The sequence below is a fragment of the Janthinobacterium sp. GMG2 genome, from assembly GCF_033949445.1.
Taxonomy (GTDB): Bacteria; Pseudomonadota; Gammaproteobacteria; order Burkholderiales; family Burkholderiaceae_D; genus Janthinobacterium; species Janthinobacterium aestuarii.
In genome coordinates this window covers 301,524-316,339 of sequence record NZ_JAXAWA010000004.1, presented here as the reverse complement: position 1 = coordinate 316,339, position 14,816 = coordinate 301,524, and the positions used below count along the sequence as shown (strand labels likewise).

Here is a 14,816-nt window from a genome sequence, read left to right as displayed (position 1 = left end):
CACTTCATGGCACATATCGCATTGAAAAATATCGTCAAGCTGTACGACGACAAGCATCCCGTCATCCACGGCATCGACCTCGATATCCGCGACGGCGAATTCGTCGTCTTCGTGGGACCGTCCGGCTGTGGCAAATCGACGCTGCTGCGCATGATCGCGGGGCTGGAAGACATCACGGACGGCGAACTGCATATCGGCGGCCGGCTGGCCAACGATATCGCGCCGGCCGAGCGGGGCCTGGCCATGGTCTTCCAGAGCTACGCCCTGTACCCGCACATGACGGTGTACGAGAACATGGCCTTCGCCCTCTCCCTGGCCGGACATAAAAAGGCCGATGTGCGCGCCGCCGTCGAGCGCGCGGCCGAGATCCTGCAGATCACGCCGCTGTTGAAACGCAAGCCGAAAGACCTGTCTGGCGGCCAGCGCCAGCGCGTGGCCATCGGCCGCGCCATCGTGCGCAAACCCAAGGTTTTTCTCTTCGACGAACCGCTGTCGAACCTCGATGCATCGTTGCGCGTGCAGATGCGCGTGGAAATCTCGCGCCTGCACCAGGAACTGAAGACGACCATGATCTACGTCACGCACGACCAGGTCGAGGCCATGACCCTGGGCGAGCGCATCGTCGTCTTCAACGGCGGGCGCATCGAGCAGGTGGGCAGTCCGCACGAGCTGTATAACAATCCCGGCAACCTGTTCGTGGCAGGCTTCCTCGGCGCGCCGAAGATGAACTTCATCGCTTGCGAGGCTGTCGCCTGCGGCCCCGGTTCCGTGGCCGTGCGCCTGCCCGGCGGCGCCGTCATCGACGTCGAAGCACAGGGCGATGGCGTGGCGCCGGGTGACCAGCTGACCCTGGGCGTGCGCGCCGAGCATGTCAGCCTGCAGCACGGTGCCGATACGGACAACAACGTCGTCGACGCGGCCGTCAGCCATGTCGAATACCTGGGCGACGTGGCCATCGTTTACGCCAGCATACCGGGCGCAAACGAGATGCTGGCGGTCAAGCTGCCGGCCGAGGATGGCTTGCGCCACGCGGGCGACGCCATGCGCCTGCATCTGCCGCCCCAGCGCTGCCTGCTGTTCGATGCAAATGGGCAAGCCCTGGCGCGCACGTTTGCCGCACCCGCTCAGCCGTTTATGTGACAATAGCCGCTTTGTATCATGCCGCTTCTGTTTGACTTATGCAGACAGACTGGCAGAATGTGTTTTTTTCGAGCTTCCTTGCCCCTCTGGCAATGCCACTGCACGATGTTGCGGCTGCCAGCGCCGGTGCGTATTTTTGTTATTGATTGAAGGATTGACCATGTCCCAATTCCGTCTTGCACGCCTTAGCCTGCTCCTGGCCGCCATCGGCCTCAATGTCCTGCCATCCCTGTCGCACGCGCAGGATGCCAAGCCAGCCGCCGCCGCTGCTGCCGCTCCGGCCGATTCGGTACGTCCTGAAGTGTTCAAGCTGCTCGATCCGGTTGCCGTGAAGGCATCGATGGATGCGAAAAACTACGCCGACGTGCAAAGCCGCATCGACCAGGCTGCCGCCATTCCGGCCCTGACGCCGTATGAAACGTTCGTGCTGAACCGCCTGCGCGTGGCGCTGGCCTCGACCACCAACAATGCGCCTATGGCCATGACGGCACTGGAAGCAGTCATCGAATCGGGCAAGCTGGACAAGAAAGCCCAGGGCGACTTCATCCAGGCACTGGCCAACTACCACTACAATGCCAAGGATTATCCGAACGCCATCAAGTGGTTCACCCGTTACCAAACGGAAACAGGCGACGCGACCACCATGCGTCCCTACATCATCCGCGCCTACTACTTCAGCAATGATTTCGCGCGCGCGAAACAGGAATTGATGGCCGACCTGACGGCCAAGCAGCAAGCGGGCAAGACGCCGACCATCGAAGAACTGCAATTGCTGGCCAACACGGGTTCGAAAAGCAAGGATCCAGCCACCTACCTGGTCGCCATGGAAAACCTGGTGCGCTACTACCCGTCCGATGACTACTGGAGCGATCTGCTGAGCCGCACGCAAGGCAAGGCCGGCTATTCCGACCGCTTCGCGCTCGACGTGCTGCGCCTGCAATTCAAGGCCGTGGGCACCATGCCGCCGCAAGATTACAGCGACATGGCTGAAATCGCCTTGCAGAACGCCTTCCCGACGGAAGCGAAAAAAGTCCTCGACGCGGGCTTTGCCAAAGGCGTGCTGGGCACGGGCGCGAATGCCGCCAAACACAAGAAACTGCGCGACCAGGCCAACAAGGCTGCCGCCGATGATGCGAAAAGCATCGCCAGCGGCGAAGCGTCGGCCATGAAGAGCAAGGATGGCACGGGCTTGATCAACCTCGGTTACGCCTTCGTCACGATGGACCAGTTCGACAAAGGTATCGACCTGATCGAGAAAGGCATCGCCAAGGGCGGCCTGAAGCGTCCAGAAGATGCCAAGCTGCGCCTCGGTTATTCCTACGCCATGGCTGGCAAGAAAGATGACGCCATCAAGGTACTGGAAACGGTCAAGGGCGGCGACGGCGTGGGAGATCTGGCCCGCTACTGGATCCTGTGGCTGAACCGTCCTGCCACGGCAGCGGTGGCACCGGCAGCAGCGGCACAGTAATTCCCGCTCCCGCCAGCATGCGCAAGGCAGTTCCCGGCTCACGCCGGGGCTGCTTTTTTTTCGACCTTTGCCCTCCTTCCATGCCGCCAGCCACTGTCGCCACTGCCACCGCCGCCGAACGATTGACCAGCCTAGATGCCTTCCGCGGCTGCGTGATCGTCATCATGATCTGGGTCAACTACCTGGCCGGCATGCCCGGCATTGCCTGGTGGCTCGAGCATGCAGGCCCCCGCGCCGACGGCATCACACTACCCGACCTGGTCTTTCCCGGTTTTCTGTTCATGGTCGGCATGGCCATACCGCTGGCCTTGCAGCGCCATTGCGGCCACGTCACGCCAGCCTTGCTGGGACGCCTGCTGTGGCGTTCCGCCAGCCTGATGCTGGCCGGCGTCGTGCTGGCCAACGCCTACCGCTATGATGCGCAGGCGGCGCCGCTGCCGCACGCCATGTACTTCCTGCTGTTTTATGTGGCGATGATACTGCTGTGGCGCCAGGGCGCGGGCAAGCTGGAGCTGGCCGCCGGCGGCGTGCTGATGCTGGTCCTGCTGGCGACGTTTCGCGGCGAACTGAACGCGGAATTTTCCAGCACCTGGCTGCAACCGTCGTGGTGGGGCATCCTCGGCATGATAGGCTGGTCCTATTTGCTGTGCAGCCTGCTGTACCTGGCGTGCCGGGGTAGCGGCACGGCACTGATGGGCGTATTTTCCCTGCTGCTCGTGCTGTACATGGGCGGCACGGCGGGCAGCCTCGATTTCCTGCCGGCAGGCATCAACGCTTTCGTCAACGTGCCGCAAGTGCTCGGTTCGACGGCGGCCAACGTACTGGCCGGCACCCTGGTGGGCCAGCTGTTCCTGCGCGGCGCCGCCTTGAGCCATGGGCAGCGCATCCGTTTCATGGCGTGGTTCGCGCTGGGCCTGCTGGCGGCCGGCATGCTGCTGCGGCCGTATCACCATATCAACAAGATCGCGGCGACGGAATCCTACACGCTCGTGTGCAGCGCCCTCATCCTGGCCCTGTTCCTCGTGTTTTATGTCGTCATCGACGTGTGGCGCTGGCGCGCCTGGGCCGTGGTGCTCTTGCCCGCCGGCACCAATGCCCTGTTCGCCTACATCGTGCCCGACCTGTGGCAGCAACTGGCGGCCGTGCTGCACTTGCCGCCCGTCTGGTGGCCGTATCTGGCAACGGGCGGCGCGGCCGGCCTGTGGAATGCGGCCGCCGTCACCGCCCTGATGCTGCTGTTGACGGCCATGGCCACGCGCTACGGCCTGAAATTGAAATTCTAGACCTTGATGTAGATCTTGCGCTTGTCCATGGCGTAGGCGATCAGCCAGCACAGCAGCATGAAGCTGACGGCAAACAGCAAGGAGCCCACGCGCGCCGGCGCCCAGCCCGTAAACCAGTGCTGATACAGCCACTGGTACAGGTTGCCGCCACCGGTGCGCACGGTAAACGCGATGATCACCAGCACTTCCGACACGAGGTAGATGAACAGCGTGTTCTTGCCGAAGACTTCAAAAAAGTAGGTCCAGCCCGTGATCTTGCGCACGTCGATGACGAACATCAGCAGCGCCAGCAGCAGCAAGTCCAGGCCGATACCGAGCATCACGTAAGAGCTGGTCCACAGCTTCTTGTTGATCGGGAACACCTCATTCCAGCACAGGGCCACGGCCACGCAAATGACGCCGGCCACCACCAGCCGATACAGCGCCGCACGCAGCTGCGCCGGCGCCGTCTGGCGCAGGAAACTGCCCGCCAGGTAGCCGGCAATCACATTGACAATCGATGGCAAGGTGCCGAGGATACCTTCCGGATCGAAGGCGATGCCTTCTCCGTGGTACAGATGGCTGTCGCCCAGCAAGATCAGATCGAGCTTGGCCGGCGCGTTGCCGTGCAAGCTGTAGTCGCCCCACGTCGCGAGGATGGCCCAGTAGCCGAGCAAGGCGCAGGCGCTGAAGACGAGCGCGCCCCGCGTCTTCCAGTAATGGAGGACCAGGGCGGCGGCCAGGTAGCACACGGCGATACGCTGCAGCACGCCGGGAATGCGCGTGTGCGACAGCGGCGACCAGGCGAACTGGCCCGCATCGTCGATCTTGAAGAAGGGAAACCAGTACAACAGGAAGCCCAGCAAAAAGATCAGCGCACTGCGCTTGCACAGCTTGGCCAGCACGGCGCCATGGCCGAGGTGTTCATATTTCCTCAGCGCAAAGGCCAGCGCATTGCCGACGACAAACAGAAAGCTGGGAAAGACGAAGTCCGTGAGCGTAAAGCCATGCCATTCGGCATGCAGAAACGGCGCATACACGCTGCCCCAGTCGCCAGGGGTATTGACGACGATCATTAGGGCGACGGTCAGGCCGCGCAGAACGTCGAGGGCGAGGTAGCGTTGGGAAGCAATAGTCATGGTCAAACAGTTCCAAAAGATAAAAACCGGCTCCCCGTTTGTGGCGGAAAGCCGGTAAAAAAACCTACAGTTTGGCGCGCAGGCCAAAGTAAAACTGACGGCCGTTCGAATACAGGGCCGTCGGCTGATCCTGGTTGGCGCCGTAATACTTGAGCACCGGGTTATTCAGGTTCAGCACGTCGAACGTTAACGAGTAGCGCTCGTCGATCTTGTAGTTGATCGACGCGGCCAGGTTGCCCACGCCATGCACATACTGGGGAGAGCTGCTGAACAGGCCGGCCAGAAAGCTGGAGCGGTAGGTGTAGGCCAGGCGCGCGCTCAGGCGCTCATCCTCGTAATAGCCTTCGAGGTTGTAGGTGCCGCGCGAGCTGCCCACGACGGCGGCCCCATCGTCCGCCTTGCCATTCGTATAGGTGTAATTGCCCACCACGCCGAAACCGCCCCACAAGCCCTGCTGGTAACTGAGTTCCACGCCCTTGTTCTTGGCGCCGATATTCGTCGGCGACTGGATCACATAGGTGTTGAATTTCTTGAAGGTATTATTGTAGTAGCTCACGGGCGCCGTACCAAACGTCACGTACGATTTCATGTCCATATAGAAGGCGCCCACCGACAGCATGGCCTTTGGCGCGAAATACCATTCCAGGGTGGCGTCGTAGTTGGTCGAGCGTATCGGTTTCAAATCCGGATTGCCGCCCGTGCCCGTCAGCAACTGGTCGTTCAGGTTGACGGCGCCCACCAGTGCGCTGTAGTCGGCGCGCGCCATGGTTTTCGCCACAGCCGCGCGGGCCACCAGGTCCTTGCTCAAGTCAAACTTGATATTCGCGCTCGGCAGCACATCCGTGTAGCTGTGCTTGACGACGGTGGGCGTATAGGTGCCGAAGATGTTTTCCTGCCCGATCGGATTTTCGCCGCCAGGCACGTTCGTCACCGTTGTCTGCTGCGTGCGCACGACGCGCACACCCACATTGCCGCGCCACTTGTTGCCTGCCAGGTTGGCCATGATGTAGACCGCGCTATCCTTTTCCTTCACGTCCAGCTCGGCCGGCCAGTTGCGCGAATTCGGCCCGCCGGAATTGTCGTACTTGTTGGCCCACGCCACCAGGTCGGCCGGATCGAGCTGCCAGTAGCGGCCCTGCGCGCTGCCGCCCAGGCCCTTGCCGTAATCGCCGGGATAGGTGCCGCCATTCCACTTCGGCAAGGGCGCACTCGTCGTGCCATCGCACACGGAGCAACTGCGGTTTTCCGGCCAGGACACATTGCGGTGGTGTTCCGCGTAGCGCGCGCCGAATTTCAACGACTCCAGCACGCCATAATCCATGCTCAGCTCGCCATCGGCCTGGCCATATTTTTCCGTGTCCAGGGTTTCCACATGCGAACCCCAGGCCGATGCCGTGACCGCGTTGGAGAATTTGGAAATGTCGAGACCCGGGAAATTCAGCCTGGCCGGCGACAGGCCGTTCAGCTGGTACGACACGCCCACGCCCGTCAAGCCCGCCTCATAGCCAAGGTCGACGGGCGTCTCGCCAATGCCGCGCGTGTAGCCGAGGCTGCCCGTGATGCGCAGGCGCTCGCTGGCGCGGTAGCTGCCGTTGAAGTCGATGTAGGCCGTCGACGAGTTCGAACCGGGACGGTAGATCTGGTCAACCAGGGCCGGATACAGCTGGCCGTTATAGGGCGTGGTAGCGTTAGCCAAAGGAAATTGCGACGCGGGAAACTCGGCTGCCACCAAGGTATTGTTCTTGACCGTAAACGTGCGGGGAATCACGCCCACGTGCTTGCCGTCATTGTCGACGGCATTCAGGTTGGCGCCTGGCTGGTTGTAAAAACTGCGGTTGTAGTTGGCCGCGTCCAGCTTGGAATAGAAGCCGTTGACGTCCAGCATCAAATCGGAAGTCGGCTTGAATTGCAGGTCGATACTGCCGCCCTGGCGCTTGCGCACCTGTTCGAACAGGGCCGAGTTGATGCCCAGCGGTGCCAGCACGCCGGCCAGTTGCGGGTACTTTTGGGCGGCCGGGCTGTTGGCGTCGATCGCGCCATAGCCGAAGAATTCCTGGCCGTCGCGGCGCTCGTGGCGTTTTTCGGAAAACACCTGGAACAGCACGCCCATGGTCTTCGCTTCGTTCTTCCAGTTGAACAGGGCATTCATTTGCGGATCCGTCTTGCCCGGCAAGTCCGCATAGATCGCCTGCAAGGCCAGCTCGGCAGTAAATGGCTGCTTGAAACTGAGCGGCTTGCGCGTCTCGATATTGATGGAGCCGGCCACGCCCCCTTCCACCAGGTCCGCCTGCGCGCTCTTTTGCACGGTGACCCGGCTGACGATTTCCGACGGCAGCAAGGCAAAGCTGACGCTGCGCCCTACCGTGCCCACCTGGTCCGTGACGAACCAGTCGCCCGTGCCCACGGCATGGCCGTTGATCAGGGTTTGCGTCAGGCTGGGGCTGGTACCGCGGATGCTGACCCGGTCATTTTCCGAGAAGCCGCCCTCGCCGCCAGCCGACGAGGAAATATTTACGCCCGGCACGCGTTGCACGGCGTCGGCCACGTTCTTGTCGGGCAACTTGCCGATGTCTTCCGCGCTGACGACATCGATCACGGAATCGCTGTTGCGCTTCTGGCTCAGCGACTGCTCCAGCGAAGCGCGGATGCCGGTGACGACGACTTCCTGCATGGCCGGAGCGGCGGACGGGGCCTGCTGCGCCTGGGCCGCCATGCTCATGGACAGCAAGGCGGCAGCGGCGGCGATGGGGTGCAATACGGGTTGCAAACGACTGTTCATAGACTCCTCGTTATAGATGTCCGCCACGGTAGCGGAACGGTTTTATATGAGTACAGACGGCAGGTGCCTTGTCAGTGGGCGTCGAAAAAAAAGGCAAGCTCCCGAAACAGGAACTTGCCTTGAAAAGACCGAGGAAGACCAGGCCTGACACGATCGTATCAGGCCGGATCGACTTGCTTACAGCTTGGCGCGCAGGCCCAGGTAGAAGGTGCGGCCGTTGCTATAGAAAGCGCGTGGCTGATCCTTGTTTTCCGCGTACATCTTGATGGTCGTGTTCGTCAAGTTAAGCGCATCGAACGTGATCGTGAAGTGTTCGTTGATCTTGTAGTTGAGCGAACCGGCCAGGCCGCCCGCGCCGGCAACGTGCTGGCTGGCGCCACGGTCCACGCCCGCCTTGTAAGAGGAACGGTAGTTGTAGGCCAGGCGTGCGCTGAGGGCGTTGGCTTCATAGAAGGCCGTCAGGTTGTACGTGCTGCGCGATGCATTGACCAGTTCATCACCATTGTCCAGCTTGCCGTCGGCATAGGTGTAGTTGGCCAGGATGCCGAAGTCGCCGAACAGCGGTTGCTGGTAGCTGAATTCCGCGCCCTTGTTCTTGCCGCTGGTATTGAATGGCGACGTGATCTGGTACACGGCATTGGCATTGCGCTTGCTGTTGAAGTACGTGGCGTTGACGGTACCATTCGACACGACCGATTTCAGGTCCATGTAGAACAGGCCCACCGAGAAAGCCGACCTCGGTGCGAAATACCATTCGGCGCTGACTTCGGCGTTGTCCGACTTGACCGGGTTCAGGTTGACGTTGCCGCCGCTGCCACTCAAGGCATCGTCGTTCAGCGATACCGAACCGCCCAGCGCGCTGTAGTCGGGACGGGCGATGGTGCGGGCCACGGCGGCGCGCACGACCAGATCGTTGCGCACATCGAACTTGATGTTGGCGCTCGGCAGGTAGTCGTTGTAAGTGCGCTCATACAGATGCTGCGAGTATGGGCCCCAGTCGGAACCGGTGATCGGGCCACCAGCCTGGTTCACCAGGGTCGACTGCTTGGTGTGGACGGCGCGCAGGCCGAAGTTACCGCTCCAGTTGTCGCCCGTCAAGTTGGCCATGGCGTAGACAGCCGAGGTTTTTTCCTTCAGCTTGAATTCGTCGGTCCAGTTATGACGACGCACGTAGTCGAACAGGCGGTTGCCAGGTGCGGCACCCCACGCGCCCAGTGCCGAACCGTCGTACTTGAAGTAGTTGCTCGACAGGTTGCCGCCCAGGTTGTTGGCGAAGTCGCTCGGGTACATCGAGCCATTCCACGCTGGACCTGGATTCGAGAAGCCCAGGGCGCCCGGACGGGTTTCAAACGGATGCTCTGCATCGCGCTTGTGATCGGTCAGACGGCCACCGAACTTGACCGAATCCCAAATGCCGGAAGACAGGCGCAGTTCCGCATCGATCTGGGCATATTTTTCCTGGTCGACGGAGCGCGATTCGCCGCCACCGGCCCAGGCCGTCGAACCTGGCTTGTTGGTGGTACCGCCAGGATAGGAGACACTGGCAGGGCTCAAGCCATTCAATTGATACACCATGCCGCCATCGACGTTGTTCTGGTAGTAGACATCGTCGCGGTCATAGCCGACGCCGTGGGTCTTGCCCAGTTTACCGGTCAGTGTCAGGTCCTTGGTGGCACGGTACTTGAAGTTGAAATCGAGATAGTACGATTCGCCGCCAGCGTCAGGGCGGTAGATATTATCGACTTCGCCCGAGTTCCTGGCGAAGGTGGCGCCCGTCAGCGTGCCATTCTTGACCGTGTAGTTGGTAGGCACCTGGCCGGTCGACACGCCTTTATCGTCCGTGCTATTGATCGAGTTGGCAGGCGCAGCCAGCCAGTTGGTGTTTTGATGCGGTGCCTTCAATTGTGAGTAGAAACCGTTCACATCCAAGGTCAAGTCCTTGCTGGGCTTGAATTCGATGTCGAATGCGCCGCCTTCGCGGGTTTTCTTTTGCTCGAACAGGCTGGCGCCGATAAAGGTCGGCACTTTCACGCCGGCCAGTTCAGGATGGGCCTTGGCCGCGTTGCTGCCTGCGGCGATCGGCGTGTAGCCGAGGATTTCCTGGCCGTCGCGGCGCACGGTCGATTTTTGCGAAAAACCTTGCACCATGATGCCCAAGGTATTCGTGTCATTCTTCCAGTTCACCAGGCCGGAGAACTGCGGGTCGGTCTTGCCGGCCAGGTCATTGTGGAAAGCCTGGATCGAACCTTCCGCCGTGATCCGGTTCTTGAATTCCAGCGGACGGCGGGTGATCACGTCGATCACGCCCGATACGCCGCCTTCAGGCAGGTCGGCGGTGGCGCTCTTGTGCACGACAACCGAGCTCACCAGTTCCGAAGGCAGCAAGGAAAAGCTGCTGCTGCGGCCGACGTTGCCGCCGAACTGGTTCAGCACAAACCAGTCGCCCGTGCTGATGGCGTGGCCGTTGAACAAGGTTTGCTGGAAGCTGGGGCTGGTGCCGCGCAGGCTGACGCGGTCGTTTTCGCCGAAGCCGCCTTCGCCACCGGCGGACGATTGGGTATTCACACCTGGCAGGCGCTGGATCGCGTCAGCCACGTTACGGTCTGGCATCTTGCCGATATCTTCAGCGGTGACCACTTCCACCACGGAATCCGCATTACGTTTTTGCTTCAGCGATTTTTCCAGCGAGGCACGCACGCCGGTCACCGTCACAACGGTGGCCACCTCTTCGGCGGGCGCTTCCTGCGCCTGCGCCGAAAAGGACAGACCGGCGACCATCACGGCAACGGCCGCAGCGATCGGCGTACGGCTACGCAAGCCGGATTTCACGACGGCAGCTGCAGGTGTCAAATTGCGTTTCATGTACTCCCCCTTGATTTAGGCCCCAGGATTGGGACCTTTTCATTTTTAACGTAGGTCTTCTTTCCAGCCCGCCTACTCTCGCGGCATGCTGCAGACCCTTCGGCACAACCACTTACAAAACCAATTCAACGCCAATATACTACTATCCAATACCAGAACACTACCAGTTGCAACTTTTTTTTTATAACGTTGTTTGAATCACACAGACCACTTCACCGAAATCAATTTGTAGCCCGTATGGGCCCGTTAAATACCAGCGGGACCACGCATAAATTGCCGGCCTGATAATTCAAATTGGTTTTACAACGGTCTTTTTTGGTATTATCCAGCGACACAAAACAGATACAGAGCGCGTCTGCAACGCGCCGTAACGGAGACCCTCAGCGTATGACAACCCTGGCTCACATCATGCAAGGCCTGGGGCAGACGAGTAGCCTGCCCCTGTACCAGCAACTGCAGCGCGCGCTGCGCGAAGCGATCGACAAGCGCATCCTCGGCCCCGACGAAGCCCTGCCGGCCGAGCGCCAGCTGGCCAGCGACCTGGCCGTTTCGCGCATCACCGTGCGCAAGGCCATCGATGGCCTCGTCAACGAGGGCTTGCTGGTGCGCCGCCCCGGCTCGGGCAATTTCATCAATACGCGCATCGAGAAGAACTTCGCCAAGCTGACCTCGTTTTCCGAAGACATGCGGGCGCGCGGACGCACGCCGCGCAGCGTGTGGCTCAAGCGCGCAGAGGGCACCGTGACGCCGGAAGAGGCCTTGCGCCTGCGGCTGTCGCCAGGCGCGCCCGTGTACCGCTTCCACCGCATCCGCTATGCGGACGAGGTGCCGATGTGCCTCGAATACGCGACCATCGTCGCCAGTTGCCTGCCGGCGCTCGACGCCGTCGACGTATCGATGTACGACGCGCTGGAACAGGCGGGCAACCGGCCCGTGCGCGCCTTGCAGCGGCTGAGCGCGCTTTTATTGACGGGGGAGCAGGCCAGCCTGCTGCAGGCGGAGGAAGGCGACGCGGGCTTGTCGGTGGAAAGGCTGGGCTTTTTGCGCGATGGCCGCGCCGTGGAATTTTGCCGCTCCTACTTCCGCGGCGATATGTATGACTTCGTGGCTGAATTAAGTACCAATTAATACCAGCCTCGCCATTTCAGCAATACCAGATAACACCACTTATTGCGGTGCAATATATATGCCGACATCGCGTTTCAATATGCACGGCAATGGTGCAATCATCGGCGGCGATTATGTGGCGGCCTGCGCGGGAATATAAAAGAAGGCCGCGCAATGCGGTTTTGCGCATTGCAGCAAAACGGTGCGCCACCCATCAGACAGCAGGGCCGGCGCGGCGGCCAACGCACAACAACATCGCACCCAGCGCCACGCACAGCCAGCCGAACAGCGGCCCCAGCCATCGAGCCCAGGTGGCAATGGGCGGGTGCGCCGGCAGCGGCGCCAGCAAGGTACTGCCCGGCATGGCGCTGCTGGCGCGCTCCGCCAGCACGCGGCCATATGCATCGCTGACCGTCAGCACGCCCTCGCGTGCCGCGCGCAGCACCGCATAACCGTTTTCCACGCCGCGCACGACCGTCATGCGCGCCCCCATCCAGGCGTCCAGCTGGAAATCCCAGGCCGGCACCAGCATCGTTTGCGCCCCGGCCGCGCCATACGCGTGCCCCAGGGGCGCGAAATGCATGTCCTTGCAGATGGCCAGGCCCATGGCCTGGCCCGCCACCGGCTGCACGGCATATGCGCCGCCGGCAAGAAACTCGCGCTCGGGCGGCGCCAGATGATGTTTTTGATAGCTGACGGGCGCGGCGCCATCGGGCGCGAACAGCCAGGCCAGGTTGCGCCGGCCGGCAGCGTCCTGCACGCCGACACCCACGGTGATCCACGCGCCCGTGCTGCGCGCCAGCGCCTGGAAACGCTGCCGCACGGCGTCCGCCTGCTCAGGCGCCAGCACCGCTATCTTTTCCGGCAACAGCACCAGCCTGGCGCCCTGCCCGGCCAATTGTTCGATGTGGCGCGCGTACTGGTCCCAGATGGCTTGCGCGCGCGCCGGCGGCGTGGCCGGGCCGATAAAGTCATCGATGGCCGCCAGCCCCGCCAGCGGCCCGCCAGATACAGGGGTACCGTGCACGCGCCAGGCGCCACCGGCGAATGCGGCCGCCAGCAGCAACACGGCCGCACACGCCGCTGGCGCATACGCGCGGCCACCGGCCAACAGCAAGGCCAGCGCGGACGGCGCCAGGCACAGCAAAAACAGCAGGCCAGGTACGCCCGCCAGGGCCGTCACCTGCAGCACGGCAAGGTTATCCGCTTGCGAATACGCGAGGCTACCCCAGTTACCGTCCGGCAGCAAGGCCGCCATCAGCGTATCGATGGCCACCCACAGCACGGGATACGCCAGCACCGTCCAGCTTGCCCGATAGCGCAGCACGAGGCGCCGCGTGGCCAGCACCACCAGCAGCCACAGCAGCGCCTTGACGGTGATCGCGGCCAGCACGGCCGGCAAGGGCATCAGCAGGCGGAAATAGGCGACGTTGGCTGACAGCCCCAGCGCGGCGGCCAGCAACGTCATCCAGGCCGCATCGCGGCGCGACGAGCGCAGGGCCAGCCACAGGACGGGCAGCGGCGCGCACCAGGCCAGCGGGCCCAGCGGCTGTGGCCCCAGCACCCAGTACAGAGGCAGGCCGGCCGCCAGCGCGGCGGCAATTTGCAACAGGCGCTGGCGCAGCGCGGTACTGCCAGCAAACAAGGCTGGTGCAGACAAGGTATTGAACATGCTCATGCTTTCAAGGGGAGCCAGATTTCCACGCCACCAACACCGCTGGCGGGATCGAAATGCCGGTCGTAGCGTTCGAAGTCGGGCGCATCGGCCACTTCCAGCCCCGACAGGGGCAGCCACTCGTTCCACACCGTGCGCCAGGTGGCGCGGATGGTGGAAATATGCCCGCGGTGATGAAACACGGCATAGCGCTGCGGGGCGATGCGCAACCGCATCCAGTTCTCAGGCGCCTGGGGAAAGTCGCTGACCGGCATGGCGCACAGGTAATCGAAATTGCCCGCGTCGTCATTGTTGCAGCACACGCCATACACCAGCTGGCCGGGCGCCACATGGGGCAGGAAGCGCTGCCACAGGGCTGGGATGCCGGCAGCCGTCTCTGCGCGATAGCGTTCGACGAGTCCCGCCACCAGCAAGGCGGGTCCTTGCTCGAAACGGGGCGCTTCCAGGGGAACGCCTGGCGCCACATCCATTTTGATGGCGCCCACCAGCGCGAGGTTGGCGACGTGGCGCTGGGCCCGCACTTTTTCCGGCGTGACATGGAACTGGTCGCGAAAGGCCCGCGTAAATGCTTCATGGGAACTATAGCCTGCTTCCAGGGCGACGGCGAGGATGTCTTGCGCGCCCTGGGCCAGCGCGTGCGCCGCCTCGCTGAGCCGGCGCGCCCGCACATAGCGCATCATGGAGTGGCCCGTGGCCAGGCCAAACGCACGCGTCAGGTGGTACGGCGAGGCGCCGCCCACGCGGGCGATGTCACCGAGCGAGAGATTCTGCGCATAATGCGATTCGATATACCAGAGTGCCTTGGCCAGATAATGCATGAACGCTTCCCGTTGAACGAGCAGCGACTGTAGCATTTTCAAGTAACGAGGATTTGATTGGAATTGCGCAATGCGGACTTATTTGCGCGTGCGCTTTTCATGTACGAGCTGGCCGCTGCTGATGCGCGCCAGCTCGGCCATCTCTTCGGCCAGGAAGGCCAGCAGGTCGTCGATGCTGACGACGCCCGAGAGCGCGCCCAGGCTGTTGACCACAGGCAGGCGGCGGATGCCGTTGATGCGCATGCGTTCGATGATGTCGTAGACGTCTTCGTCTTCGCTGGCCGTGAGCAGCTGCGCGCTCATGATGTCGCCCACCAGCAGGCTGGCCGGGTCGAGGCCCAGGGCGATGACGGAAATGACGATGTCGCGGTCGGTGAGGATGCCGATGGGCACGCGTTCGCCGTTCGGCTGTTCGGCCACGATCAGGTCGCCCACATGGTGCTGGCGCATCAGCAGCGCCGCGTCCTGCACACTGGTGTCACGCTGGCAATGGATGGTGTGCAAGGTACAGATATCGCCGATACGCATGTCGCCACTCCGTTTGAGGCAGAGTGTCCACGCTACGC

Annotated in this window: 10 protein-coding genes; 4 read left to right on the top strand and 6 right to left on the bottom strand. The window is 62.3% G+C overall.

The genetic code is table 11. The annotated features are described in order from the left end of the window. Window positions 1–6: 6 nt before the first annotated feature. The 3 genes from SKZ59_RS17145 (at window position 7) to SKZ59_RS17135 (ending at window position 3,891) form a co-directional block, all read left to right on the top strand. The gene (locus SKZ59_RS17145; RefSeq protein ID WP_319992431.1) at window positions 7–1,140 is read left to right on the top strand and encodes a sn-glycerol-3-phosphate ABC transporter ATP-binding protein UgpC; all 1,134 of its coding nucleotides are present in this window, start codon (window positions 7–9) and stop codon (window positions 1,138–1,140) included. Window positions 1,141–1,300: 160 nt separating this feature from the next. After that, on the top strand, window positions 1,301–2,608 hold the full coding sequence (locus SKZ59_RS17140; protein WP_319992430.1) for a hypothetical protein: 1,308 nt from the start codon (window positions 1,301–1,303) through the stop codon (window positions 2,606–2,608). A gap of 80 nt (window positions 2,609–2,688) precedes the next feature. Further along, window positions 2,689–3,891 carry a DUF5009 domain-containing protein gene (locus SKZ59_RS17135; protein WP_319992429.1) on the top strand — a complete coding sequence of 401 codons (1,203 nt, stop codon included), beginning with the start codon at window positions 2,689–2,691 and terminating at the stop codon, window positions 3,889–3,891. Here the strand turns inward: SKZ59_RS17135 and SKZ59_RS17130 are convergent. The 3 genes from SKZ59_RS17130 to SKZ59_RS17120 all read right to left on the bottom strand — a co-directional run bounded on the left by SKZ59_RS17130 (window position 3,888) and on the right by SKZ59_RS17120 (window position 10,650). Further along, window positions 3,888–5,009 (bottom strand): acyltransferase family protein, encoded by a 1,122-nt coding sequence (locus tag SKZ59_RS17130; RefSeq protein WP_319992428.1) that lies wholly within the window; start codon window positions 5,007–5,009, stop codon window positions 3,888–3,890. The genes SKZ59_RS17135 and SKZ59_RS17130 overlap by 4 nt on opposite strands. Before the next feature lie 64 nt (window positions 5,010–5,073). Next, window positions 5,074–7,788 (bottom strand): TonB-dependent receptor, encoded by a 2,715-nt coding sequence (locus SKZ59_RS17125; RefSeq protein ID WP_319992427.1) that lies wholly within the window; start codon window positions 7,786–7,788, stop codon window positions 5,074–5,076. Between the two features lie 177 nt (window positions 7,789–7,965). Further along, complete coding sequence (locus SKZ59_RS17120) at window positions 7,966–10,650, bottom strand: TonB-dependent receptor (RefSeq protein ID WP_319992426.1); 2,685 nt, start codon at window positions 10,648–10,650, stop codon at window positions 7,966–7,968. A 387-nt stretch (window positions 10,651–11,037) separates the two neighbouring features. Between SKZ59_RS17120 and SKZ59_RS17115 the strand changes: the two genes are divergently transcribed. Beyond that, window positions 11,038–11,778, top strand: a complete 741-nt coding sequence (locus SKZ59_RS17115) for a GntR family transcriptional regulator (protein WP_034759852.1) — start codon at window positions 11,038–11,040, stop codon at window positions 11,776–11,778. A gap of 193 nt (window positions 11,779–11,971) precedes the next feature. Here SKZ59_RS17115 and SKZ59_RS17110 read toward each other — a convergent pair whose 3' ends face one another. The 3 genes from SKZ59_RS17110 to SKZ59_RS17100 form a co-directional block, all read right to left on the bottom strand. Then, window positions 11,972–13,435, bottom strand: a complete 1,464-nt coding sequence (locus tag SKZ59_RS17110) for a nitrilase-related carbon-nitrogen hydrolase (RefSeq protein WP_319992425.1) — start codon at window positions 13,433–13,435, stop codon at window positions 11,972–11,974. Next, window positions 13,432–14,250 carry an AraC family transcriptional regulator gene (locus tag SKZ59_RS17105; RefSeq protein ID WP_319992424.1) on the bottom strand — a complete coding sequence of 273 codons (819 nt, stop codon included), beginning with the start codon at window positions 14,248–14,250 and terminating at the stop codon, window positions 13,432–13,434. The genes SKZ59_RS17110 and SKZ59_RS17105 overlap by 4 nt, the downstream gene beginning before the upstream one ends. Window positions 14,251–14,328: 78 nt before the next feature. Continuing rightward, entirely contained in the window at window positions 14,329–14,778 is a 450-nt protein-coding gene (locus SKZ59_RS17100) for a CBS domain-containing protein (protein ID WP_070303693.1), read from the bottom strand. Between the last annotated feature and the right edge of the window lie 38 nt (window positions 14,779–14,816).